The organism is Streptomyces sp. NBC_00203 (genome assembly GCF_045206325.1).
Lineage (GTDB): Bacteria > Actinomycetota > Actinomycetes > Streptomycetales > Streptomycetaceae > Streptomyces > Streptomyces lutosisoli.
The window spans coordinates 6,408,930-6,429,376 of the sequence record NZ_CP108126.1; the positions used below are offsets into that span (position 1 = coordinate 6,408,930).

Genomic DNA, 20,447 nt, shown 5'->3' on the forward strand with positions numbered 1-20,447 from the left:
GAAGACGCGTGACTGTCATAGTCGTCGCACTGGCGGTGGCACTCATGGCCACTTCGTACGTATGGCCGTTCGTACCGTTGGTCATCTACCCGATGCGCAGATGGCGAGGGTTCTGGGCCGCGCTCTACTGCGGTGCGCTCGGTGCGGTCTGCGCGGTGGAGTTCCGTGACTTCCACTACATGGTCGGCGATTTCTTCGAGATCTCCGTAGCCGTCTCGGTACTCAGAGCGATCGTCGAAGCGTCTGGGCTCGCGGAGCCGGCTCGCAGAAAGCGGCAGGAGTCCCGGGCCCGCGCTCCGCGATGAGCCAAGAAACCACCATCGGGCGCGGGGCGTGAGCTGTCGCGGGGGAGTGCTCCAGACGGAGGTCGGGGCTCAGTCCTCCACGAAGACCTCGGACGCCGATGTGGCGGTGATGGCCCGATCCAGCCAGCGGTCCAGCATGTCGAGGTCGTCGCAGGACGCGATGCGCTCACGGTCCTCGTCCGAGACGTCGATCCCACGGCGGTCCAGGACTCGCAGTATGGCTCCGGCCCTTCCTTCGGCCCTGCCTTCATCCCGGATTTCCTCGGCCAGAGGGGACTGGAAGAAGGAGAGGTCGACGGCCATGAGGTGCCTCCACAGATCTGCGCCCGGAGCTTTGCCCAGGCCCTGTGCGATGAGTTCGATGAAGATGTCCGCGCTGTTCTCGTCGCGTTCCTTCAGGTCCTTCAGGGCGACTGCCAGTGCCTTCAGTATGGCACCGCCCTCCGGATCGCTGTGGTGCAAGACCGCTGACAGAACCGCCAGAGGGATGTCGCGGGCGACTTCGTCGGGGGTGTCGATGACGGGGACGTTGTCCGGCCCCAGGACGAGTGGCCGCAGAGTGAGTGAGGGCCACTGGGGAGGGCCGATCTGCACGTGCCGGGCGGCCCAGGCGGCCGTGCCTCTGTCACGGCAGACGACGACCAGGACCGGAGGCAACTGATACTTCGCGTACAGGTAGGCAAGGTAGTACGCCCAGCTCGCGGGCTTGTCCGGGTCTCTCTTCCCCTGTGCCTCAACGGCGAGCACGAAGCTGCCCGAGTCGGCGGTGTCGATGCGCAGCAGTGTGTCGACGCGCCGCTCGAGAGGACGGTTCTCGGTGAGGTCCGTCGGTAAGGGCGAGGTGGAGACGGGGTCGGCGAACGGCACCCCGAGTGCTCTGGCGGCGCGGACAAAGACGCCGGGGTCCTGTTGGAAGATCCTGTGCATCGCCTCATGCGGGGAACTGACCATAGTGCTGTCGGGAACCTTTCGTGGGGCTGACGTTGCCCGTCAGGCGGCTGCGGGAACTCGGGGCCGGCAGTCGCGGCAGCGTCCAGGGGCTGGGGCGCGGAAAGCGCGGTCGCAGCCCTCGCAGTTCTGGAGGGGCTGCGGGCGTAAGACCACTGGAGCCGCGGGCAGGGGTGGAGGCAGCAGTTCCGTGAGGCGGTGGGCCAACAGGGCCGCCGGGTGGTGCAGGGGCTCGCGAGGGAGGCTCGCCGTCAGAGTGCGGCGTACGGCTTCGGGGGCGGCGCCGCGCTCCAGCCAGGCGGTGACGGCCGGGGCGAGGCGGTGTACGTCGCGCTCGGGGAGCAGGAGGCGGGGGTCGTCGCGGTGCAGCCCGGCGAGGAGCGCGGTGGCCGTGCGGTGGCCGTCCATGTCGAGGCTGTGCGGTACGGGGAGCGCGGGCTTCGGTGGGGGTGCCGCCTGCGGCAGAGCCTCGGGGGCATGCCGTACGGGGACGGGTGCGGACCTTGGCGGGGAAGCGGGCCGGGGTTCCGGAGCGGGCCGAGTGGCCGGGTTGTGGAGCCCCCTCGGCTGGTTGTACGACACCGTGTGCGTCACCACCCGCCCGCTCGGCAACCGCTCCCGCGTGCGGGACAGATAGCCGTGCGCCTCCAGCTCCCGCAGGGCCGCCGCGATCCTCGTCTCGCCCTCGGGGAAACGGGCGGCCAGCGTCTTGATGTCCACGCGGGCCTCGGCGGGCAGCGACTGGATGTGGACGGCGAGGCCGATCGCGGTGAGGCTCAACTCGCGGTGCTGGGCGAGGTGGTTGCCGATGACCGTGTAGCGGGTGGTGTGGCGGACGTTGATGTGGGTGACGCCCCGCGGAATCCGGGCCTGGGCGCACGGGGGCGCGCTAGGGTTCTGCGTATCCATCGGGAAGCTCCTACTTCCTCGGTGGTCAGGCCCTCGATCGGGATGCCAGTCCCGGCCGGGGGCCGTCGCATGTCTGCGGTTGTGGTCGTGAGCATATGCGTGCCAACGGGCAGAAAATCCAGCCGAGTTGGTGATCGTCACCCTTGCGAGTGACGGGAGGCTGGTGGGGTTGGGAGGGTTTTTCTCCCTGGGGGATTGAAAGACTTTGATGTCGCGACCGACCGCTTCCCGGTTCACCGGGACGTGCCGGACCGCGTCCCGGTGAGAGCCCCTTCCGGTACTTCCGGTACTTCCGGTACGAGGAGCAGCTCGGCCCAGACCGTCTTGCGGGGCGCCGGGCCGGACGTCACGCCCCAGCGATCCGCCAGCGCCTCGACCAGCACAAGCCCGCGCCCGGACTCGCCCTCGGAGAATGCCCGTTGAGCCTCGGGGAGTCGGTCACCCCGTGTGTCGGTCACCTCGACACGGAGGGCGCTCTCCGTCGCCGTAACCGCGAGGTGGAAGTCCCTTCCGGATACGCGCCCATGCGTCGCGGCGTTCGCCGCCAGCTCGGCACGACCTGGGCCGCCTCCTCGGACGGAAGTCCCCACTCACGGAGTTGCTCCGTAGCCAGCAGTCGGGCCAGCCGGGCGCCGCGCGGCGTGGCGGAGAGCTGGACGGTGAACTCGCGTGCGGCGACGGTGGTTTCGGCGTTCATGTGACTCAGCGTGGCCGAAGCTGCCTACGCTGAGCAGTGATGATGCCTGTGCGTACGGTGACTGTCCTGCCGTTGTCCGGTTCTGTCTTGGCTGTCCTGGGGGTCGTACGGGTACGGCTGCGCGTTGGAGGTGGGTGGCGATGAGTGGCGAGGGAACGGACGAGCCAGGGTGGGATGTCAGCCCGGAGGACGAGATCGCTCCGGTGGTGGAGTCGACGGGGCGGCAGGTGAGGCTCTGGCGGGAGGCGGCGGGGATGCGGGTCGCCGACTTCGGGCGGGCCATCGGGTACGGGGAGGATCAGGTCCGGAAGGTGGAGCGAGGGGCGCGGATTCCTCGGGCGGACTTTCTGGAGCGGGCGGATGAGGTGCTGAACGCGGGTGGGCATCTCAAGGCCTGCAAGGAGGACATGGAGAAGGCTCGGTATCCGAAGAAGGTGCGAGCGCTGAAGTTGCTGGAGGAGCGTGCGGTCGAGCTGCTGATGTATGGCAACCACAACATCCATGGGTTGTTGCAGACGCCGGAGTACGCGCAGGCGCTGTTCGAGACGCGTCAGCCCGCGCTCTCGGCGAGTGAGGTTGAGCGAGAGACAGCAGCGCGCATGGGCCGGAAGGCGATCTTTGAGCGGTCACCTGCTCCCGCGCTCAGCTTTATCCAGGAGGAGGTGACGCTGCGGCGCCCGATCGGAGGGAAGATGGTGTTACGCCGCCAGCTCGAACACCTAATGGAGGTGGGGCAGTTGAGGAACGTCTCCCTTCAAGTCATGCCGACCGATCGAGAGGATCACGCCGGAATGCAGGGTCTGATCCAGGTGCTGAAGTATGGCGACGGCACGGCGGTCGGGCGTTCCGAAGGCGCGTTCAGCGGCCGCCCGGTCTCGGACCCCAAAGACCTGCGGATCCTTGAACTGCGGTATGGCATGATCCGGGCCCAGGCTCTCACCCCGAGGGAGTCGCTGGCCTTCATCGAGCAAGTGCTGGGAGAACAATGACCGCCCCGGAACTCCGCTGGTTCAAGAGCAGCTATAGCGACAGCAGCGAACCCGGCGACTGCGTCGAAGTGGCGCTGGCGTGGTTCAAGAGCAGCTACAGCGACAGCAGCAACGGCAACGACTGCGTCGAGATAGCCCCCACCCCCACCACCATCCACCTCCGCGACTCCAAGAACCCCCAAGGCCCCTGCCTCACGGTCACCCCCACCACATGGGCGGCCTTCCTGCCGTACGCCTCGCAGAGCTGACGCTGACGCGTTCTGGTGAACGGCCCCCGCCTGGCTGAGACTTGGCGGATGCATGAGCAGAGGGCCGGCGATTCGGACAGAGCGGCAGCCGTGCTGCGCCGGTGGGGCCTGCGGGTGGTGGGCCACAGTTCATCGCGTGGTGGGGGCCGAGCTCATGAGTACCGAAGAATTCCTTATCCCTCTCGACGAGGGGATGCTCGAGTACTTTCGGGAAATGGTGGACGTGCTGGTGGAGCACTGCGGGATCTCTCGGGCCGAGGCTGTTGCCAGGATCAATGAGAGGTATGGGCAGAAAGAGATGAGCGTTCTCGAACAGAACCTCATGACCCATGAGTTCCCGGAGTTCTGGGCCTACGGTGTGTACTACCTCCCCGACGACGAGTACAGGCTCCCGACCGGGGACGCGGACGCGGACGCGGGCATCGACTTCGAACAGCTGCCGGTCCGTCCTGCGCCGCCCAGGGACTCGCCGGTATGGACTCTCCCGGACGAGCTAGGCGATTGATCCGCTTGCACCACTGGAGTGCGTCTCAAGCTATGACGGAAGAATCCTGAGGACCTCCTGTCGTACCACCCCGATGGCTCGACCTCGTTGTCGGCCCGGGGATCCGTCGGCAGGGAGAGGGCGGCGGTTCGGCGAGCGCCTCAGCGATGTCCGTCTGCGTCGGAAGATCCTTGCCGAGGTGTGGAGCAGGCAGCCGGCGCCTGGTCAGCCCGAAGGGCCGACAGACGAGGAATTCGAGACCCTCCGCTCGCTCAAGCGAGGACGGCATGCGCCCTGGCTAGTCGACACGGACCCGACACCGCTCATGCCGGTGGCCCAGTTGTACACACGTGACGTGCGACGTCCCGGAGCACTTGGAGGACCTGATGACCAACACGCCGGGAGCAGCCCGATGACGGCTACGAGTACTTCCCGAAACAGCTGAAGGTGTGAATGGGTTGGCGGGCGAAGCGGAGCGCGGCCGGGCACGGCGGGGCAGGAAGCGTGCACCGTGCGACGTCTTCTGGGCAGCGCCGGAAACCAGGGCCGTGTGGGCCGAGTTGCCCGAGCGGGCCCTTGAGGCGATCGCCGACCGGGACGCGGAGCGGCTGGAGTTGGAGCGGTCGCGGGTCGCGCCGCAGCTGCGGGAGAAGATGACGGCTCCCGTCTACTCGGTGGCGGACCGCTTCGCCTCCTGGGAACGCGTGGTGTGCCGGATGGAACCGGGCTGGTCGAGCGAGGACTTCTATCCCATCAGCGCCTACGACAACGACCTCGACTCCCGGGACACGCTGGAGGAGTTGATGCAGGCTCTCCCCGCGAAGCTGCGCGAAGGTGCCCTGGGACGACTGCTGGCACGGCTGGACGCACGCTTCCGCACAGCGAGCACCCCTGACCCAGAACGCTCGCTGCGCCCCTGGGTACGTCCGACGAAGGGGAAGCCCGAGGCCGAGCTCGGGGAGTGGTGGAAGCGCAAGCCGGTGCGCGAGCCCTGGGACTGAGCAGTGAGGGCCGATGTGCCGTATGGCCGCCGATTTGCAAATGGGAGTCCGCTATGACGTCCGCATACAACTGGGAAAGCGGCGAGGGTCTGCTGGGCATCGACGATCCCGCCGATTGGGACGCCGCGTTCGAGCGTGGTGAGCAGCATCTCGGTACGGCAGTGATCGGGTTGGCCTTCAACTGTTCGCTGGAGGACGCGTCGCCCCGGATTGTCAGGGCGATGCAGCTGCCGGACGCCGGTCAGCGGGGGTTCGCGTTCACCGCAGCGGGGCACGCGGCCCGGCTCAATGGGGAGTTGACCCCGGAGCTGTTCGCGGCCCTGCGAGCCGAGGGGCCCGGCGGTGTCGCCGAGCACCCCATCAGAGACACGCTGGGGTTCGTACCGTTTCGGAAGCTGCCGCCGTGGTTCAAGCGGCGGTGGGTGCTTGTGACTGTGCGCAACAAGCTGGAGAGCTGGTGGCTGCGGTCCGGGGAAACGGTTGAAGACGTATGGCGGGCCCTGCGCCGACGCAGCTGACATCGGGAGAGGCGAACATGGTGTCCGGGTGGAACTGGGACGGCGACGAGAGCCTGCTGCGCTTCGACGACCCCGTCGAGTGGGACGCGGCGTACGAACGCGGCGAGGGCCCACTGGGCTCCGCCGCGATCGGGCTGGCCTTCAACTGCTCTCTGACCGAGGCCTCGCCGCGGATTGTCCGCGCGATGCAGTTGCCGGACGTCGCACAGCGCGGCTTCGCGTTCACCGCGGCGGGCATCGCGGCGCGGCTCAACGGTGAGCTGACGCCGGAGCTGTACGCCGCGCTGCGGGCAGAGGGCCCCGGTCGCATGAGCATCGCCGTGAACGCCGTCAACGACACCCTCGACTACGTGCCGTTCCGGCAGCTGCCGCTGTGGCTCAAGTGCTGGAAGGTCGTGTCGAAGGTGCAGGACAAGCTGGAGACCTGGCGGCTGGAGTCCGCGTACGCGGTCAGTGACGCCTGGAAGGCCCTGCGCGGCCGCTGCTCCTGAGCCGGTAGCCCGCGCCGGCCCCTGTGACGCCCGGCGGGACTGCCACCCGCCGTGACCGCCCGCCGTATCCACCCGCCGTCACCGCCCCCGCACCGTTGCCATGCCGTGATCATCACCCCCCCCGCGGAAGCACAGCCTCCGGTCGTACCGTCTCCCCCTGAATGCCTCACGGCATGTTCACGCCACGGTCAGGGGGAGCCCGTATGCGTAGATCCACTCCGTTCGCCAGAGCCCTCGGGGGCGCCGCGCTGGTGTGTGCCGCGGTCGGGATGGTGCTCGGGGTCGCGCGGTACGCGGCCGGGACGCCGCGGCTGGACGCCCTGGTCCCGCTCGGTCTGGCCGCTGTCCTCGCCGGTGGCTGGGTGCTCGCCGTGCGCGCGGCTCCGCCGGTGGAGGTGCTGGTGGCGGCGGGGGCGCCGGCCGGGGTGCCCGCCGCGCTCGGGCCCATCCGGCGGGACTGGGGATACGTCGCCGGGGCCTATCTGCTCATGTGGGCGCCGTACGCCGCCGCGCGGGTCGCGTACGGCACCGACTACGGCAAGAGCGGGTCGCTGGCCGCGAGCGCCCTGTGCGCCCTCACCCTGCTCTACGCCGTCGTCGGCTCCCTGTACGGCATCGGCCTGCTCGGCAGGCAACTCGGCGCCGCCCAGCGGCTGTTGCGGGAGGACGCCGCCGCGGGGCGCGTCCATGCCGTACGGGTACGGAACGCCGGCGCCGTCCAGGAGAACTACCGCAGCCCCGCCCGCACCGGCGTCGGCAAGACCGACGTCTCCGTCTCGCGCTGGCTGGAACTGGAGGCGGACGGCGCGGGCGATGCCCGGCCGGCGCGGCTGAGGGCGATGGAGGGCGTCAACTTCAAGATCGCCACGGGGGAGAAGCACCTCTCCCAGGCCGCATCCCAGCTGGCCGGGCACGAGGGATGGCTGTGCTGGCACACCCGGTGGAAGGAGATCGCGGCCACCGACCGGCGGATGATCCTCCCCGCCGCGTTCGTCACCGACAGCGGGCATGTGGTGTGGGGGTGCATGTACGAGGAGGACTGGCGGCCCTGGCTGCGCGGCGAAGCCGCCGGCGCGGGCGACACCGAGCCGGGTCTCGCCGCCGTACACAGCACCGAGCCGGGCCGCGCGGCCGTGCCCGCGCCGCGGCCCTCCCGGTTCACGGCCGCGTACCGTGGGTTCCTGTCGGTCCTCCTGGCCGCGCTGCTCGCCACCGTTCCGTACCTGCTCGGCCTGGTGCCGGTGCTCGCCGCGGCGGGGCTGGCCGCGCTGTCGGGCTTCCTGACCTTCTTCGGCGCCGCGATCCTGTCGGGCAGCGGCACGGATGGCGGGCCGGACGTATGGGCCGTGCGCGAGGAGCTGCACCCCTCGCTGCGCTGAGCACCCCGCGCCGACGCGCGGCGGACAGGGTTTGACGTGCGTCACCTTCGGGGTACGATCCTCGGCTCGATTGGCCAGGCCCCTGTCGCATATGGCAGACTGTCGGAGTTGCTCGGTCGAGTGCCGATGCTGCGCGCCTCCCGTCGGGAGGACCGGAAGCGAGTCCCACAGTACTCGTCGCCTCAACTGCCGTAAGGCAGCGCTGGGGCGGACGTACGGGAATCTTCCGGGAAGTGTCAGCGGGGTGCAGGCCAGGCACCCGGTGGGTGTTTTGCCCCCGGTCCAGCGGTTGCTTTCGGGCGAGCCGCGTCCCTCGCAGGGAAATCCGTAACGGATATCTGTGCGGCAGGAGCGCGACACACCCGACCGCGTGGGTCGGAGGACAGGACGCGAACCCCCGGGTTCCAGAGCGTTTTCACTAGACAAAGGACTACTGAGTAGCCATGGCGGGACAGAAGATCCGCATCCGGCTCAAGGCCTACGACCACGAGGTCATCGACTCCTCGGCGAAGAAGATCGTCGAGACGGTGACCCGCACTGGTGCGTCGGTTGCAGGCCCGGTGCCGCTGCCCACTGAGAAGAACGTGTACTGCGTCATCAAGTCGCCGCACAAGTACAAGGACTCGCGCGAGCACTTCGAGATGCGCACGCACAAGCGCCTGATCGACATTCTCGACCCGACGCCCAAGACCGTTGACTCTCTGATGCGACTCGACCTCCCGGCCGGTGTCGACATCGAGATCAAGCTCTAGGGATCGGTGATCTGAGAATGGCTAAGCAGATCAAGGGCATCCTGGGCGAGAAGCTCGGTATGACGCAGGTTTGGGACGAGAACAACCGTGTTGTTCCCGTGACTGTCGTCAAGGCCGGGCCCAATGTCGTTACCCAGGTCCGCACGAACGACACCGACGGCTACGAGTCGGTCCAGATCGCCTTCGGCGAGATCGACCCTCGCAAGGTGAACAAGCCCCTCAAGGGCCACTTCGCCAAGGCCGACGTCACCCCCCGTCGTCACCTCGTCGAGATCCGTACCGCTGACGCCAGCGAGTACACCCTCGGCCAGGAGATCACCGCCGAGACCTTCGAGGCCGGCGTCAAGGTGGACGTGACCGGCAAGAGCAAGGGCAAGGGCTTCGCCGGTGTCATGAAGCGTCACAACTTCAAGGGCCTCGGCGCCGGTCACGGCACCCAGCGCAAGCACCGCTCTCCCGGCTCCATCGGTGGCTGCGCCACCCCGGGCCGCGTGTTCAAGGGCCTCCGCATGGCGGGTCGCATGGGCAACGAGCGGGTCACCACCCAGAACCTGACCGTTCACGCCGTTGACGCGGAGAAGGGCCTGCTCCTTATCAAGGGCGCGGTTCCTGGTCCGAACGGCGGCCTCGTCCTGGTCCGCACCGCGGTCAAGGGGGCCTAAGGACTATGAGCACCATTGACATTCTGTCGCCCTCCGGCGACACCGCTGGGACCGTTGAGCTCCCGGCCGAGATCTTCGATGTAGAGAAGATCAGCATCCCGCTGCTTCACCAGGTCGTCGTTGCGCAGCTGGCCGCTGCCCGTCAGGGCACGCACAAGGTCAAGCGTCGTGGCGAGGTCCGCGGTGGCGGTAGGAAGCCTTACCGCCAGAAGGGCACCGGCCGCGCGCGCCAGGGTTCGACCCGTGCGCCGCAGTTCGCCGGCGGTGGCGTCGTCCACGGCCCCACGCCGCGTGACTACTCGCAGCGGACCCCGAAGAAGATGAAGGCCGCGGCCCTGCGCCACGCCCTCACCGACCGGGCCCGCAACGCTCGCATCCACGTCATCACCGGCGTGATCGAGGGCGAGACCATCTCCACCAAGGCCGCGAAGAGCTTCCTCGGCAAGATCTCGGAGCGCAAGAACGTGCTCCTGGTCATCGAGCGCTCCGACGAGGCCGCGCTGCTCTCCGCGCGCAACCTGCCCCAGGTCCACATCCTGGAGCCGGGCCAGCTGAACACGTACGACGTTCTCGTCTCGGACGACGTGGTCTTCACCCAGGCCGCTTTCGAGTCCTTCGTGTCTGGCCCCCAGGCCGCTGACACCGAAGGGAGCGAAGCCTGATGGCTACGCGTCACCCGAGCATTGCCTCGAAGGCCGCCAAGGCCAAGAAGGTCGCACGCGTCGCCAAGGCGAAGCGCCACGAGACCGAGGGCAAGAACACCGTAGAGACGCCGCTGAGCAAGAGCTTCACGGATCCCCGTGACGTCCTCCTCAAGCCGGTCGTCTCCGAGAAGAGCTACGCGCTTCTCGACGAGGGCAAGTACACCTTCGTCGTGGACCCGCGGGCCAACAAGACCCAGATCAAGCAGGCCGTCCAGGCGGTCTTCTCGGTCAAGGTCACCGGAGTGAACACGATCAACCGTCAGGGCAAGCGCAAGCGGACCAAGACGGGCTTCGGCAAGCGTGCTGACAGCAAGCGCGCGATCGTGACCCTCGCTGAGGGCGACCGTATCGACATCTTCGGCCAGGCCTCCTAACGGAGCGCCCTGGTCCGAATATCGGACGAGGACTGAGAAATGGGAATCCGCAAGTACAAGCCGACTACGCCGGGCCGTCGTGGCTCCAGCGTCGCCGACTTCGTCGAGGTCACGCGGTCCACGCCGGAGAAGTCGCTGGTTCGCCCGCTGCACAGCAAGGGCGGCCGTAACAATTCCGGTCGTGTGACCGTGCGCCACCAGGGTGGTGGCCACAAGCGCGCCTACCGAGTGATCGACTTCCGTCGTCACGACAAGGACGGCGTGCCGGCGAAGGTCGCGCACATCGAGTACGACCCCAACCGCACCGCGCGCATCGCGCTGCTGCACTACGCGGACGGCGAGAAGCGCTACATCCTCGCCCCCCGCAACCTGTCGCAGGGTGACCGCGTCGAGAACGGTCCTGGGGCCGACATCAAGCCGGGCAACAACCTGGCGCTCCGCAACATCCCGGTCGGTACCACGATCCACGCGATCGAGATCCGTCCCGGTGGCGGCGCCAAGTTCGCCCGCTCCGCCGGTGCCTCGGTGCAGCTGCTCGCGAAGGAGGGCACCATGGCCCACCTCCGCATGCCCTCCGGTGAGATCCGCCTGGTCGACCAGCGCTGCCGCGCCACGGTCGGCGAGGTCGGCAACGCCGAGCAGAGCAACATCAACTGGGGTAAGGCCGGCCGCAAGCGCTGGCTGGGCGTTCGCCCGACCGTCCGCGGTGTGGCGATGAACCCGGTTGACCACCCGCACGGTGGTGGTGAGGGCAAGACCTCCGGTGGTCGCCACCCGGTCTCCCCGTGGGGTCAGAAGGAGGGTCGTACTCGTTCGCCGAAGAAGGCTTCGAACAAGTACATCGTCCGCCGCCGCAAGACGAACAAGAAGCGCTAGGAGCGGGTTTAGATGCCGCGCAGTCTCAAGAAGGGACCCTTCGTCGACGGACACCTCGTAAAGAAGGTGGACGTACAGAACGAAGCCGGTACCAAGAACGTCATCAAGACCTGGTCCCGTCGCTCGATGATCATCCCGGCCATGCTCGGTCACACGATCGCGGTGCACAACGGCAAGATCCACATCCCGGTGTTTGTCACCGAGTCGATGGTCGGCCACAAGCTCGGCGAGTTCTCGCCGACGCGCACCTTCCGGGGTCACGTCAAGGACGACCGGAAGTCGAAGCGCCGCTAACGCGGGGTGGAATCGACCATGACAGACACTGGAAGGACAACCATGGAAGCCAGGGCCCAGGCGCGGTACATCCGCGTTACGCCCATGAAGGCCCGCCGCGTGGTGGACCTTATCCGTGGCATGGATGCCACGGAGGCTCAGGCGGTCCTGCGTTTCGCCCCGCAGGCCGCGAGCGTGCCCGTTGGCAAGGTGCTTGACAGCGCCATCGCCAACGCCGCGCACAACTACGACCACACCGACGCCGGCAGCCTCGTCATCTCTGAGGCGTACGTCGACGAGGGTCCGACCCTGAAGCGGTTCCGTCCGCGCGCCCAGGGCCGTGCCTACCGGATCCGCAAGCGGACCAGCCACATCACCGTGGTCGTCAGCAGCAAGGAAGGAACCCGGTAATGGGCCAGAAGGTTAACCCGCATGGGTTCCGGCTCGGCATCACCACGGACTTCAAGTCCCGTTGGTACGCCGACAAGCTGTACAAGGACTACGTCAAGGAAGACGTCGCCATCCGTCGGATGATGACGTCCGGCATGGAGCGCGCCGGCATCTCGAAGGTTGAGATCGAGCGCACCCGTGACCGCGTGCGGGTGGACATCCACACCGCGCGTCCCGGCATCGTCATCGGCCGCCGTGGCGCCGAGGCCGACCGCATCCGCGGTGACCTCGAGAAGCTCACGGGCAAGCAGGTCCAGCTGAACATCCTCGAGGTCAAGAACCCCGAGACCGACGCTCAGCTGGTTGCTCAGGCCGTTGCCGAGCAGCTGTCCTCCCGCGTCTCCTTCCGTCGCGCCATGCGTAAGAGCATGCAGGGCACGATGAAGGCCGGCGCCAAGGGCATCAAGATCCAGTGTGGTGGCCGTCTCGGCGGCGCCGAGATGTCCCGCTCGGAGTTCTACCGCGAGGGTCGTGTGCCCCTGCACACGCTCCGTGCGAACGTCGACTACGGCTTCTTCGAGGCCAAGACGACCTTCGGCCGTATCGGTGTGAAGGTCTGGATCTACAAGGGCGACGTCAAGAACATCGCCGAGGTCCGCGCCGAGAACGCCGCTGCCCGCGCCGGCAACCGCCCGGCCCGTGGCGGCGCTGACCGCCCGGCCGGCCGTGGTGGCCGCGGTGGCGAGCGTGGCGGTCGCGGTCGCAAGCCGCAGCAGGCTCCCGCTGCCGAGGCCCCCAAGGCCGAGGCTCCGGCGGCTGCCGCTCCGGCTGAGAGCACCGGAACGGAGGCCTGACCGACATGCTGATCCCCCGTAGGGTCAAGCACCGCAAGCAGCACCACCCGAAGCGCCGTGGTCAGGCCAAGGGCGGTACGACGGTTGCGTTCGGCGAGTACGGCATTCAGGCCCTCACGCCGGCGTACGTGACGAACCGCCAGATCGAGGCCGCGCGTATCGCGATGACCCGCCACATCAAGCGTGGCGGCAAGGTCTGGATCAACATCTACCCGGACCGCCCGCTCACGAAGAAGCCTGCCGAGACCCGCATGGGTTCCGGTAAGGGTTCTCCCGAGTGGTGGATCGCGAACGTGCACCCGGGCCGGGTCATGTTCGAACTGTCCTACCCCAACGAGAAGATCGCCCGTGAGGCCCTCACTCGCGCAGCCCACAAGCTGCCGATGAAGTGCCGGATCGTCAAGCGCGAGGCAGGTGAAGCGTGATGTCGGCCGGTACCAAGGCGTCCGAGCTGCGCGAACTGGGTGACGAGGAGCTTCTTGCGAAGCTCCGCGAAGCCAAGGAAGAGCTGTTCAACCTCCGCTTCCAGGCGGCGACCGGTCAGCTCGAGAACCACGGTCGGCTCAAGGCCGTCCGCAAGGACATCGCGCGGATCTACACCCTGATGCGTGAGCGCGAGCTGGGCATCGAAACGGTGGAGAGCGCCTGATGAGTGAGAGCAACGTGACTGAGACCGCTGAGGCCCGTGGCTTCCGCAAGACCCGTGAGGGTCTCGTCGTCAGCGACAAGATGGACAAGACCGTCGTCGTCGCCGTCGAGGACCGCGTGAAGCACGCGCTGTACGGCAAGGTCATCCGCCGTACCAGCAAGCTCAAGGCCCACGACGAGCAGAACGCCGCCGGCGTCGGCGACCGCGTCCTCCTCATGGAGACGCGTCCGCTGTCCTCGACGAAGCGCTGGCGCATCGTCGAGATCCTCGAGAAGGCCAAGTAATTACCTGAGGGGTATCCCTCAGGTTCGTTCCGCCAGGCTCGGGGCGGGGCGCCGTAAGGCACCCCGCCCCGGGAACCGGCAGACAATCAGGAGATAGACGTGATCCAGCAGGAGTCGCGACTGCGTGTCGCCGACAACACTGGTGCGAAGGAAATCCTTTGCATCCGTGTGCTCGGTGGCTCCGGTCGCCGCTACGCGGGCATCGGTGACGTCATCGTCGCCACCGTCAAGGACGCGATCCCCGGCGGCAATGTGAAGAAGGGTGACGTCATCAAGGCGGTCATCGTTCGCACCGTCAAGGAGCGCCGCCGTCCGGACGGCTCGTACATCCGCTTCGACGAGAACGCCGCTGTCATTCTCAAGAACGACGGCGACCCTCGTGGCACCCGTATCTTCGGCCCTGTCGGCCGTGAGCTGCGCGAGAAGAAGTTCATGAAGATCATCTCGCTCGCGCCGGAGGTGCTGTAAGCATGAAGATCAAGAAGGGTGACACGGTTCAGGTCATCACCGGCAAGGACAAGGGCAAGCAGGGCAAGGTCATTGCCGCTTACCCGCGCGACGAGCGCGTCCTGGTCGAGGGTGTCAACCGGGTCAAGAAGCACACCAAGGCCGGCCCGACCGCCAAGGGTTCGCAGGCCGGTGGCATCGTCACGACCGAGGCCCCGATTCACGTGAGCAACGTTCAGCTCGTCGTGGAGAAGGACGGCAACAAGGTCGTCACGCGTGTCGGTTACCGCTTCGACGACGAGGGCAACAAGATCCGCGTTGCCAAGCGGACGGGTGAGGACATCTGATGGCTACCACCACCACTCCGCGTCTCAAGACGAAGTACCGCGAGGAGATCGCGGGCAAGCTGCTTGAGGAGTTCTCGTACGAGAACGTCATGCAGGTTCCCGGTCTCGTCAAGATCGTGGTCAACATGGGTGTCGGAGACGCCGCCCGTGACTCGAAGCTCATGGACGGTGCCGTCCGTGACCTGACCACGATCACCGGTCAGAAGCCGGCCGTCACCAAGGCCCGCAAGTCCATCGCGCAGTTCAAGCTGCGTGAGGGTCAGCCGATCGGTGCCCACGTCACGCTCCGTGGCGACCGCATGTGGGAGTTCCTGGACCGCACCCTGTCGCTCGCGCTGCCGCGCATCCGCGACTTCCGTGGTCTGTCCCCCAAGCAGTTCGACGGCCGTGGCAACTACACCTTCGGTCTCACGGAGCAGGTCATGTTCCACGAGATCGACCAGGACAAGATCGACCGTACCCGGGGCATGGACATCACCGTGGTGACCACGGCGACCAACGACGCTGAGGGCCGCGCCCTTCTCCGTCACCTCGGCTTCCCCTTCAAGGAGGCGTAAGCGAGATGGCGAAGAAGGCTCTGATTGCCAAGGCTGCTCGTAAGCCCAAGTTCGGCGTTCGTGGCTACACGCGCTGCCAGCGCTGCGGCCGTCCGCACTCCGTGTACCGCAAGTTCGGCCTGTGCCGCGTCTGCCTTCGTGAGATGGCTCACCGTGGCGAGCTGCCGGGCGTGACCAAGAGCTCCTGGTAGTCCCCGCTTTTCAGGGATTCCAGGGCTCTCGGTAAGCAAAGGGTTCGGTCAGGTGCCCTGCTCTCCATGGCTTAGGCTAGGAGGGTTGGGCGCCTGCCGCCCCAATCGACTTACTACGCCGTAGGTCCCCGCACCGCACCCGTCCCGCCACTGAGTGGGGAGAGGGATGGCGCATACAGGAAACCCCGGCGAGAGAGGCCGAAGGCCAATTCATGACCATGACTGATCCGATCGCAGACATGCTTACGCGTCTGCGTAACGCGAACTCGGCGTACCACGACACCGTGGGAATGCCGCACAGCAAGATCAAGTCGCACATCGCGGAGATCCTCCAGCAGGAGGGCTTCATCACGGGCTGGAAGGTCGAGGACGCCGAGGTCGGCAAGAACCTCGTCCTCGAGCTGAAGTTCGGCCCGAACCGTGAGCGCTCCATCGCGGGCATCAAGCGGATCTCCAAGCCCGGTCTCCGGGTTTACGCGAAGTCCACCTCCCTGCCCAAGGTGCTGGGCGGCCTCGGCGTGGCGATCATCTCCACGTCGCACGGTCTCCTCACCGACAAGCAGGCCGGCAAGAAGGGCGTAGGCGGAGAAGTTCTCGCCTACGTCTGGTAGCGGAAGGGAACGGAAGAAGCTATGTCGCGTATTGGCAAGCTCCCCATCACGGTTCCCGCCGGCGTGGACGTCACCATCGACGGCCGTACGGTCTCGGTGAAGGGCCCCAAGGGCACCCTCTCCCACACCGTCGCGGCGCCGATCGAGGTCGCCAAGGGTGAGGACGGCGTTCTGAACGTCACCCGCCCGAACGACGAGCGTCAGAACAAGGCCCTGCACGGCCTGTCCCGCACGCTGGTGGCGAACATGATCACCGGCGTGACCCAGGGTTACGTGAAGAAGCTCGAGATCAGCGGTGTCGGTTACCGCGTCCTGGCGAAGGGCTCCAACCTGGAGTTCTCGCTCGGCTACAGCCACTCGATCACTGTCGAGGCCCCCGAGGGGATCTCCTTCAAGGTCGAGAACCCGACGCGGTTCTCGGTCGAGGGCATCGACAAGCAGAAGGTCGGAGAGGTTGCGGCCAACATCCGCAAGCTGCGCAAGCCCGACCCGTACAAGGCCAAGGGCGTCAAGTACGAAGGCGAAGTCATCCGCCGCAAGGTCGGAAAGGCGGGTAAGTAAGCCATGGCATACGGTGTCAAGATTGCTAAGGGCGACGCTTACAAGCGTGCTGCCATCAAGCGTCGTCACATCCGGATCCGTAAGCACATCTCGGGTACGGCTGAGCGTCCGCGCCTGGTCGTGACGCGCTCGAACCGTCACATCGTGGCCCAGGTCATCGACGACGTTAAGGGTCACACCCTGGCGTCGGCGTCGACCCTGGACACGACGGTCCGCGGTAGCGAGGGCGACAAGTCCGCGCAGGCCAAGTCGGTCGGCGCCCTGGTCGCCGAGCGCGCCAAGGCCGCCGGTGTCGAGGCTGTCGTATTCGACCGTGGTGGCAACCAGTACGCCGGGCGCATCGCCGCCCTGGCGGACGCCGCCCGCGAAGCCGGACTCAAGTTCTGAGCCGCTTCCGTAGCTAGCGGAAACAGAGAGAGGTAATCCAATGGCTGGACCCCAGCGCCGTGGAAGCGGTGCCGGTGGCGGCGAGCGGCGGGACCGGAAGGGCCGTGACGGCGGCGCTGCTGCCGAGAAGACCGCGTATGTTGAGCGCGTTGTCGCGATCAACCGCGTCGCCAAGGTTGTAAAGGGTGGTCGTCGCTTCAGCTTCACCGCGCTGGTCGTGGTGGGCGATGGTGACGGCACCGTGGGTGTCGGTTACGGCAAGGCCAAGGAGGTGCCGGCCGCGATCGCCAAGGGTGTTGAAGAGGCCAAGAAGCACTTCTTCAAGGTCCCCCGTATCCAGGGCACCATCCCGCACCCGATCACGGGCGAGAAGGCCGCGGGCGTCGTCCTGCTCAAGCCTGCTTCCCCCGGTACCGGCGTTATCGCCGGTGGCCCGGTGCGTGCGGTGCTCGAGTGCGCCGGCGTTCACGACATCCTGTCGAAGTCGCTCGGCTCGTCCAACGCGATCAACATCGTGCACGCGACCGTGGCGGCCCTCAAGGGCCTGCAGCGTCCCGAGGAGATCGCGGCTCGCCGTGGTCTGCCCCTCGAGGACGTCGCCCCCGCGGCTCTGCTGCGTGCGCGTGCGGGAGCGGGTGCGTAATCATGGCTCAGCTCAAGATCACGCAGACGAAGTCGTACATCGGCAGCAAGCAGAACCACCGCGACACCCTGCGTTCGCTCGGGCTCAAGCGCCTGAACGACGTGGTCGTCAAGGAGGACCGCCCCGAGTTCCGCGGAATGGTGCACACCGTCCGCCACCTCGTGACGGTTGAGGAGGTCGACTGATCATGGCGGAGAACAACCCGCTCAAGATCCACAACCTCCGTCCCGCCCCGGGCGCCAAGACCGCGAAGACCCGTGTGGGTCGCGGTGAGGCGTCGAAGGGTAAGACGGCCGGTCGTGGTACCAAGGGCACGAAGGCTCGTTACCAGGTTCCGGAGCGCTTCGAGGGTGGCCAGATGCCCCTCCACATGCGTCTCCCGAAGCTCAAGGGCTTCAAGAACCCCTTCAAGGTCGAGTTCCAGGTCGTGAACCTGGACAAGCTCGCCTCGCTGTACCCCGAGGGTGGCGAGGTCACCGTTGAGGGCCTGGTCGCCAAGGGCGCCGTTCGCAAGAACAGCCTCGTCAAGGTCCTCGGCCAGGGCGAGATCTCCGTGGCGCTGCAGGTGACGGTCGACGCCGTCTCCGGCTCCGCCAAGGAGAAGATCACCGCCGCCGGCGGTACCGTCACCGAGCTCGTCTGATTTCAGACGTCTCGATGACATGAGCGATCCCGACCGGGGATGCCCCACAAAAGGGGCATCCCCGGTTGGTCGTTCCAAGGGGGGCAGTGTCGCCGGTAAGGTGGCCTGCACTGCAAATTTTCGTCCAGGGTGACCCAAGGGAACTCCTGGCGGCCTTTGACTGTTGGTTAGCTGTCCCTTATCCGTCGAACCTCAAGACCGTCACCTCTGACGCAGTAGCGCGGGGGTCGCAGGAGGCACCGTGCTCACCGCGTTCGCCCGGGCGTTCAGGACGCCCGACCTGCGCAAGAAGCTGCTCTTCACGCTCGCCATCATCGTGGTCTACCGGGTCGGTACCCACATCCCGATCCCTGGCGTGGCCTACAAGAACGTCCAGACCTGTATCGACGCGGCGTCGAAGGGCAACCAGGGTCTGTTCGGTCTGGTCAACATGTTCAGTGGTGGCGCGCTGCTGCAGATCACGATCTTCGCGCTCGGCATCATGCCGTACATCACGGCGAGCATCATTCTGCAGCTGCTGACCGTGGTGATCCCGCGCCTCGAAGCCCTCAAGAAGGAGGGCCAGGCAGGCACCGCGAAGATCACGCAGTACACGCGTTATCTGACGGTGGCGCTGGCCATCCTCCAGGGCACCGGCCTGGTCGCGACCGCGCGCAGCGGCGCGCTCTTCAGCAGCTGCCCCGTGGGCAACCAGATCGTCCCCGACCAGTCGATCTTCCAGACCGTCGTCATGGTCGTCACCATGACCGCCGGTACGTGTGTCGTCATGTGGCTCGGCGAGCTCATCACCGACCGCGGCATCGGCAACGGCATGTCGATCCTGATGTTCATCTCGATCGCCGCGACGTTCCCGTCCGCGCTGTGGGCCATCAAGGAGCAGGGTTCGCTGGCCGGCGGCTGGATCGAGTTCGGCGCGACCATCGCCGTCGGGTTCGTCATGGTCGGCCTGGTGGTCTTCGTCGAGCAGGCTCAGCGCCGCATTCCCGTCCAGTACGCGAAGCGCATGATCGGCCGTCGGTCCTACGGCGGTACGTCCACCTACATCCCATTGAAGGTGAATCAGGCGGGTGTGATTCCCGTCATCTTCGCGTCGTCGCTGCTCTACATCCCGGCGCTGATCGCTCAGTTCTCCAAGGACACTTCCGGTTGGAAAACCTGGGTTGAGCAGAATCTGACCAAGAGCAACCACCCGATTTACCTCAGCTTGTACTTTTTGCTGATCGTGTTCTTCGCGTTCTTCTATGTGGCGATCTCCTTCAACCCCGAGGAAGTCGCCGACAACATGAAGAAGTATGGTGGCTTCATCCCGGGTATCCGGGCTGGCCGACCGACCGCTGAGTACCTCAGCTACGTACTCAACCGGATCACCTGGCCGGGTTCGCTGTATCTGGGTCTGATCGCTCTCGTACCGACGATGGCGTTGGTTGGCTTCGGGGCAAGCCAGAACTTCCCGTTCGGTGGTACCAGCATCCTGATCATCGTGGGTGTCGGTCTGGAGACGGTGAAGCAGATCGAGAGCCAGCTTCAGCAGCGCAATTACGAAGGGTTCCTCCGCTGATGCGAATCGTCCTCGTCGGGCCGCCCGGTGCCGGCAAGGGAACGCAGGCCGCGTTCCTCGCCAAGAACCTGTCGATCCCGCACATCTCCACGGGCGACCTCTTCCGCGCCAACATCAGCCAGCAGACGGAACTCGGCAAACTGGCGAAGTCCTACATGGACAAGGGCGAGCTGGTGCCGGACGAGGTCACCATCGCGATGGCCAAGGACCGCATGGAGCAGCCCGACGCGGAGCACGGCTTCCTGCTCGACGGCTTCCCGCGCAACGTCTCGCAGGCCGAGGCGCTGGACGAGATGCTCAGTGCCGAGGGCATGAAGCTGGACGGGGTTCTGGACCTGGAGGTCCCCGAGGACGAGGTGGTCAGGCGTATCGCCGGCCGCCGCATCTGCCGCAACGACTCGGCGCACGTCTTCCACGTGACGTACAAGCCGGCCAAGACCGAAGGCGTCTGCGACGTCTGCGGCGGCGAGCTGTACCAGCGGGACGACGACTCCGAGGACACCGTCCGCACGCGTCTTGAGGTCTACCACACGCAGACCGAGCCGATCATCGACTACTACAAGGCCCAGGGCCTGGTGGTCACGATCCTGGCGCTCGGCAAGGTGGAAGAGGTCACGGCGCGCGCGATGGAGGCGCTGTCCCGCCAGGCCGCGTAGGCGGTCTGACGCAGGTTGTACGTTCCTTCGGCCGCGGTACCCCTGGTGGGTGCCGCGGC

General features: G+C 66.7%; 33 protein-coding genes and 1 pseudogene. 31 read left to right on the forward strand and 3 right to left on the reverse strand.

Annotation, left to right across the window (positions count from 1 at the left end):
- Window positions 1-8: 8 nt before the first annotated feature.
- Complete coding sequence (locus OG975_RS28715; RefSeq protein WP_369261323.1) at window positions 9-305, forward strand: hypothetical protein; 297 nt, start codon at window positions 9-11, stop codon at window positions 303-305.
- Window positions 306-374: 69 nt separating this feature from the next.
- Here OG975_RS28715 and OG975_RS28720 read toward each other — a convergent pair whose 3' ends face one another.
- The 3 genes and pseudogenes from OG975_RS28720 to OG975_RS28730 all read right to left on the reverse strand — a co-directional run bounded on the left by OG975_RS28720 (window position 375) and on the right by OG975_RS28730 (window position 2,859).
- Window positions 375-1,256, reverse strand: a complete 882-nt coding sequence (locus OG975_RS28720; protein ID WP_406332280.1) for a hypothetical protein — start codon at window positions 1,254-1,256, stop codon at window positions 375-377.
- A 39-nt stretch (window positions 1,257-1,295) separates the two neighbouring features.
- Entirely contained in the window at window positions 1,296-2,162 is an 867-nt protein-coding gene (locus OG975_RS28725) for a helix-turn-helix domain-containing protein (protein ID WP_406332281.1), read from the reverse strand.
- Between the two features lie 233 nt (window positions 2,163-2,395).
- Window positions 2,396-2,859 (reverse strand): annotated as a pseudogene (locus OG975_RS28730) (ATP-binding protein).
- A gap of 140 nt (window positions 2,860-2,999) precedes the next feature.
- Here OG975_RS28730 and OG975_RS28735 point away from each other — a divergent pair.
- From OG975_RS28735 to OG975_RS28880, 30 genes are all read left to right on the forward strand, one after another.
- On the forward strand, window positions 3,000-3,848 hold the full coding sequence (locus tag OG975_RS28735; RefSeq protein ID WP_406332282.1) for a helix-turn-helix domain-containing protein: 849 nt from the start codon (window positions 3,000-3,002) through the stop codon (window positions 3,846-3,848).
- Window positions 3,845-4,096 (forward strand): DUF397 domain-containing protein, encoded by a 252-nt coding sequence (locus OG975_RS28740; protein ID WP_406332283.1) that lies wholly within the window; start codon window positions 3,845-3,847, stop codon window positions 4,094-4,096. Before OG975_RS28735 ends, OG975_RS28740 begins: the two co-directional genes overlap by 4 nt.
- Before the next feature lie 154 nt (window positions 4,097-4,250).
- On the forward strand, window positions 4,251-4,601 hold the full coding sequence (locus OG975_RS28745; protein ID WP_406332284.1) for a hypothetical protein: 351 nt from the start codon (window positions 4,251-4,253) through the stop codon (window positions 4,599-4,601).
- Window positions 4,602-5,038: 437 nt separating this feature from the next.
- Window positions 5,039-5,581, forward strand: a complete 543-nt coding sequence (locus OG975_RS28750; protein ID WP_406332286.1) for a hypothetical protein — start codon at window positions 5,039-5,041, stop codon at window positions 5,579-5,581.
- A gap of 53 nt (window positions 5,582-5,634) precedes the next feature.
- A complete protein-coding gene (locus OG975_RS28755) occupies window positions 5,635-6,099 on the forward strand; it encodes a hypothetical protein (RefSeq protein WP_406332287.1) in 465 nt (154 codons plus the stop codon).
- A gap of 17 nt (window positions 6,100-6,116) precedes the next feature.
- Window positions 6,117-6,590 carry a hypothetical protein gene (locus OG975_RS28760; protein ID WP_406332288.1) on the forward strand — a complete coding sequence of 158 codons (474 nt, stop codon included), beginning with the start codon at window positions 6,117-6,119 and terminating at the stop codon, window positions 6,588-6,590.
- A gap of 203 nt (window positions 6,591-6,793) precedes the next feature.
- Window positions 6,794-7,969, forward strand: coding sequence for a hypothetical protein (locus tag OG975_RS28765; protein ID WP_406332289.1), 1,176 nt, complete (start codon window positions 6,794-6,796; stop codon window positions 7,967-7,969).
- Window positions 7,970-8,412: 443 nt separating this feature from the next.
- On the forward strand, window positions 8,413-8,721 hold the full coding sequence (gene rpsJ, locus OG975_RS28770) for a 30S ribosomal protein S10 (RefSeq protein ID WP_003948644.1): 309 nt from the start codon (window positions 8,413-8,415) through the stop codon (window positions 8,719-8,721).
- A 17-nt stretch (window positions 8,722-8,738) separates the two neighbouring features.
- Window positions 8,739-9,383 carry a 50S ribosomal protein L3 gene (gene rplC, locus OG975_RS28775; protein WP_369261333.1) on the forward strand — a complete coding sequence of 215 codons (645 nt, stop codon included), beginning with the start codon at window positions 8,739-8,741 and terminating at the stop codon, window positions 9,381-9,383.
- Window positions 9,384-9,388: 5 nt separating this feature from the next.
- Window positions 9,389-10,045 (forward strand): 50S ribosomal protein L4, encoded by a 657-nt coding sequence (gene rplD / locus OG975_RS28780; RefSeq protein ID WP_362511807.1) that lies wholly within the window; start codon window positions 9,389-9,391, stop codon window positions 10,043-10,045.
- A complete protein-coding gene (gene rplW / locus OG975_RS28785) occupies window positions 10,045-10,461 on the forward strand; it encodes a 50S ribosomal protein L23 (protein WP_190037503.1) in 417 nt (138 codons plus the stop codon). The genes rplD and rplW overlap by 1 nt, the downstream gene beginning before the upstream one ends.
- 39 nt (window positions 10,462-10,500) lie before the next feature.
- Window positions 10,501-11,337 (forward strand): 50S ribosomal protein L2, encoded by an 837-nt coding sequence (gene rplB, locus OG975_RS28790; RefSeq protein ID WP_006376052.1) that lies wholly within the window; start codon window positions 10,501-10,503, stop codon window positions 11,335-11,337.
- A gap of 12 nt (window positions 11,338-11,349) precedes the next feature.
- Window positions 11,350-11,631 (forward strand): 30S ribosomal protein S19, encoded by a 282-nt coding sequence (rpsS, locus tag OG975_RS28795; RefSeq protein ID WP_075028518.1) that lies wholly within the window; start codon window positions 11,350-11,352, stop codon window positions 11,629-11,631.
- Between the two features lie 42 nt (window positions 11,632-11,673).
- Complete coding sequence (rplV, locus tag OG975_RS28800; protein WP_006604878.1) at window positions 11,674-12,021, forward strand: 50S ribosomal protein L22; 348 nt, start codon at window positions 11,674-11,676, stop codon at window positions 12,019-12,021.
- Complete coding sequence (rpsC, locus tag OG975_RS28805; protein ID WP_330306716.1) at window positions 12,021-12,854, forward strand: 30S ribosomal protein S3; 834 nt, start codon at window positions 12,021-12,023, stop codon at window positions 12,852-12,854. The genes rplV and rpsC overlap by 1 nt, the downstream gene beginning before the upstream one ends.
- A 5-nt stretch (window positions 12,855-12,859) precedes the next feature.
- Entirely contained in the window at window positions 12,860-13,279 is a 420-nt protein-coding gene (gene rplP / locus OG975_RS28810) for a 50S ribosomal protein L16 (RefSeq protein ID WP_004927269.1), read from the forward strand.
- Window positions 13,279-13,503 (forward strand): 50S ribosomal protein L29, encoded by a 225-nt coding sequence (gene rpmC, locus OG975_RS28815; RefSeq protein ID WP_003998824.1) that lies wholly within the window; start codon window positions 13,279-13,281, stop codon window positions 13,501-13,503. Before rplP ends, rpmC begins: the two co-directional genes overlap by 1 nt.
- Entirely contained in the window at window positions 13,503-13,787 is a 285-nt protein-coding gene (rpsQ, locus tag OG975_RS28820; protein WP_327431000.1) for a 30S ribosomal protein S17, read from the forward strand. The genes rpmC and rpsQ overlap by 1 nt, the downstream gene beginning before the upstream one ends.
- 99 nt (window positions 13,788-13,886) lie before the next feature.
- Complete coding sequence (rplN, locus tag OG975_RS28825) at window positions 13,887-14,255, forward strand: 50S ribosomal protein L14 (RefSeq protein WP_003992364.1); 369 nt, start codon at window positions 13,887-13,889, stop codon at window positions 14,253-14,255.
- A gap of 2 nt (window positions 14,256-14,257) precedes the next feature.
- Window positions 14,258-14,581 carry a 50S ribosomal protein L24 gene (rplX, locus tag OG975_RS28830; RefSeq protein WP_327431001.1) on the forward strand — a complete coding sequence of 108 codons (324 nt, stop codon included), beginning with the start codon at window positions 14,258-14,260 and terminating at the stop codon, window positions 14,579-14,581.
- The gene (gene rplE / locus OG975_RS28835; RefSeq protein WP_067367099.1) at window positions 14,581-15,138 is read left to right on the forward strand and encodes a 50S ribosomal protein L5; all 558 of its coding nucleotides are present in this window, start codon (window positions 14,581-14,583) and stop codon (window positions 15,136-15,138) included. The genes rplX and rplE overlap by 1 nt, the downstream gene beginning before the upstream one ends.
- A 5-nt stretch (window positions 15,139-15,143) precedes the next feature.
- Complete coding sequence (locus tag OG975_RS28840; RefSeq protein WP_003948630.1) at window positions 15,144-15,329, forward strand: type Z 30S ribosomal protein S14; 186 nt, start codon at window positions 15,144-15,146, stop codon at window positions 15,327-15,329.
- 212 nt (window positions 15,330-15,541) lie between these two features.
- Window positions 15,542-15,940, forward strand: coding sequence for a 30S ribosomal protein S8 (gene rpsH / locus OG975_RS28845; protein WP_190037509.1), 399 nt, complete (start codon window positions 15,542-15,544; stop codon window positions 15,938-15,940).
- 21 nt (window positions 15,941-15,961) lie between these two features.
- A complete protein-coding gene (gene rplF, locus OG975_RS28850) occupies window positions 15,962-16,501 on the forward strand; it encodes a 50S ribosomal protein L6 (RefSeq protein ID WP_327431002.1) in 540 nt (179 codons plus the stop codon).
- Between the two features lie 3 nt (window positions 16,502-16,504).
- A complete protein-coding gene (gene rplR, locus OG975_RS28855; protein ID WP_327431003.1) occupies window positions 16,505-16,888 on the forward strand; it encodes a 50S ribosomal protein L18 in 384 nt (127 codons plus the stop codon).
- Window positions 16,889-16,928: 40 nt separating this feature from the next.
- Window positions 16,929-17,531, forward strand: a complete 603-nt coding sequence (rpsE, locus tag OG975_RS28860) for a 30S ribosomal protein S5 (protein ID WP_055513610.1) — start codon at window positions 16,929-16,931, stop codon at window positions 17,529-17,531.
- 2 nt (window positions 17,532-17,533) lie between these two features.
- Window positions 17,534-17,716 carry a 50S ribosomal protein L30 gene (gene rpmD, locus OG975_RS28865; RefSeq protein WP_030788246.1) on the forward strand — a complete coding sequence of 61 codons (183 nt, stop codon included), beginning with the start codon at window positions 17,534-17,536 and terminating at the stop codon, window positions 17,714-17,716.
- A 2-nt stretch (window positions 17,717-17,718) separates the two neighbouring features.
- Window positions 17,719-18,174 (forward strand): 50S ribosomal protein L15, encoded by a 456-nt coding sequence (gene rplO, locus OG975_RS28870; protein ID WP_266519687.1) that lies wholly within the window; start codon window positions 17,719-17,721, stop codon window positions 18,172-18,174.
- Window positions 18,175-18,415: 241 nt separating this feature from the next.
- Window positions 18,416-19,732 (forward strand): preprotein translocase subunit SecY, encoded by a 1,317-nt coding sequence (gene secY, locus OG975_RS28875; RefSeq protein ID WP_406332292.1) that lies wholly within the window; start codon window positions 18,416-18,418, stop codon window positions 19,730-19,732.
- On the forward strand, window positions 19,732-20,388 hold the full coding sequence (locus tag OG975_RS28880; RefSeq protein WP_406332294.1) for an adenylate kinase: 657 nt from the start codon (window positions 19,732-19,734) through the stop codon (window positions 20,386-20,388). The genes secY and OG975_RS28880 overlap by 1 nt, the downstream gene beginning before the upstream one ends.
- Window positions 20,389-20,447 lie beyond the last annotated feature (59 nt).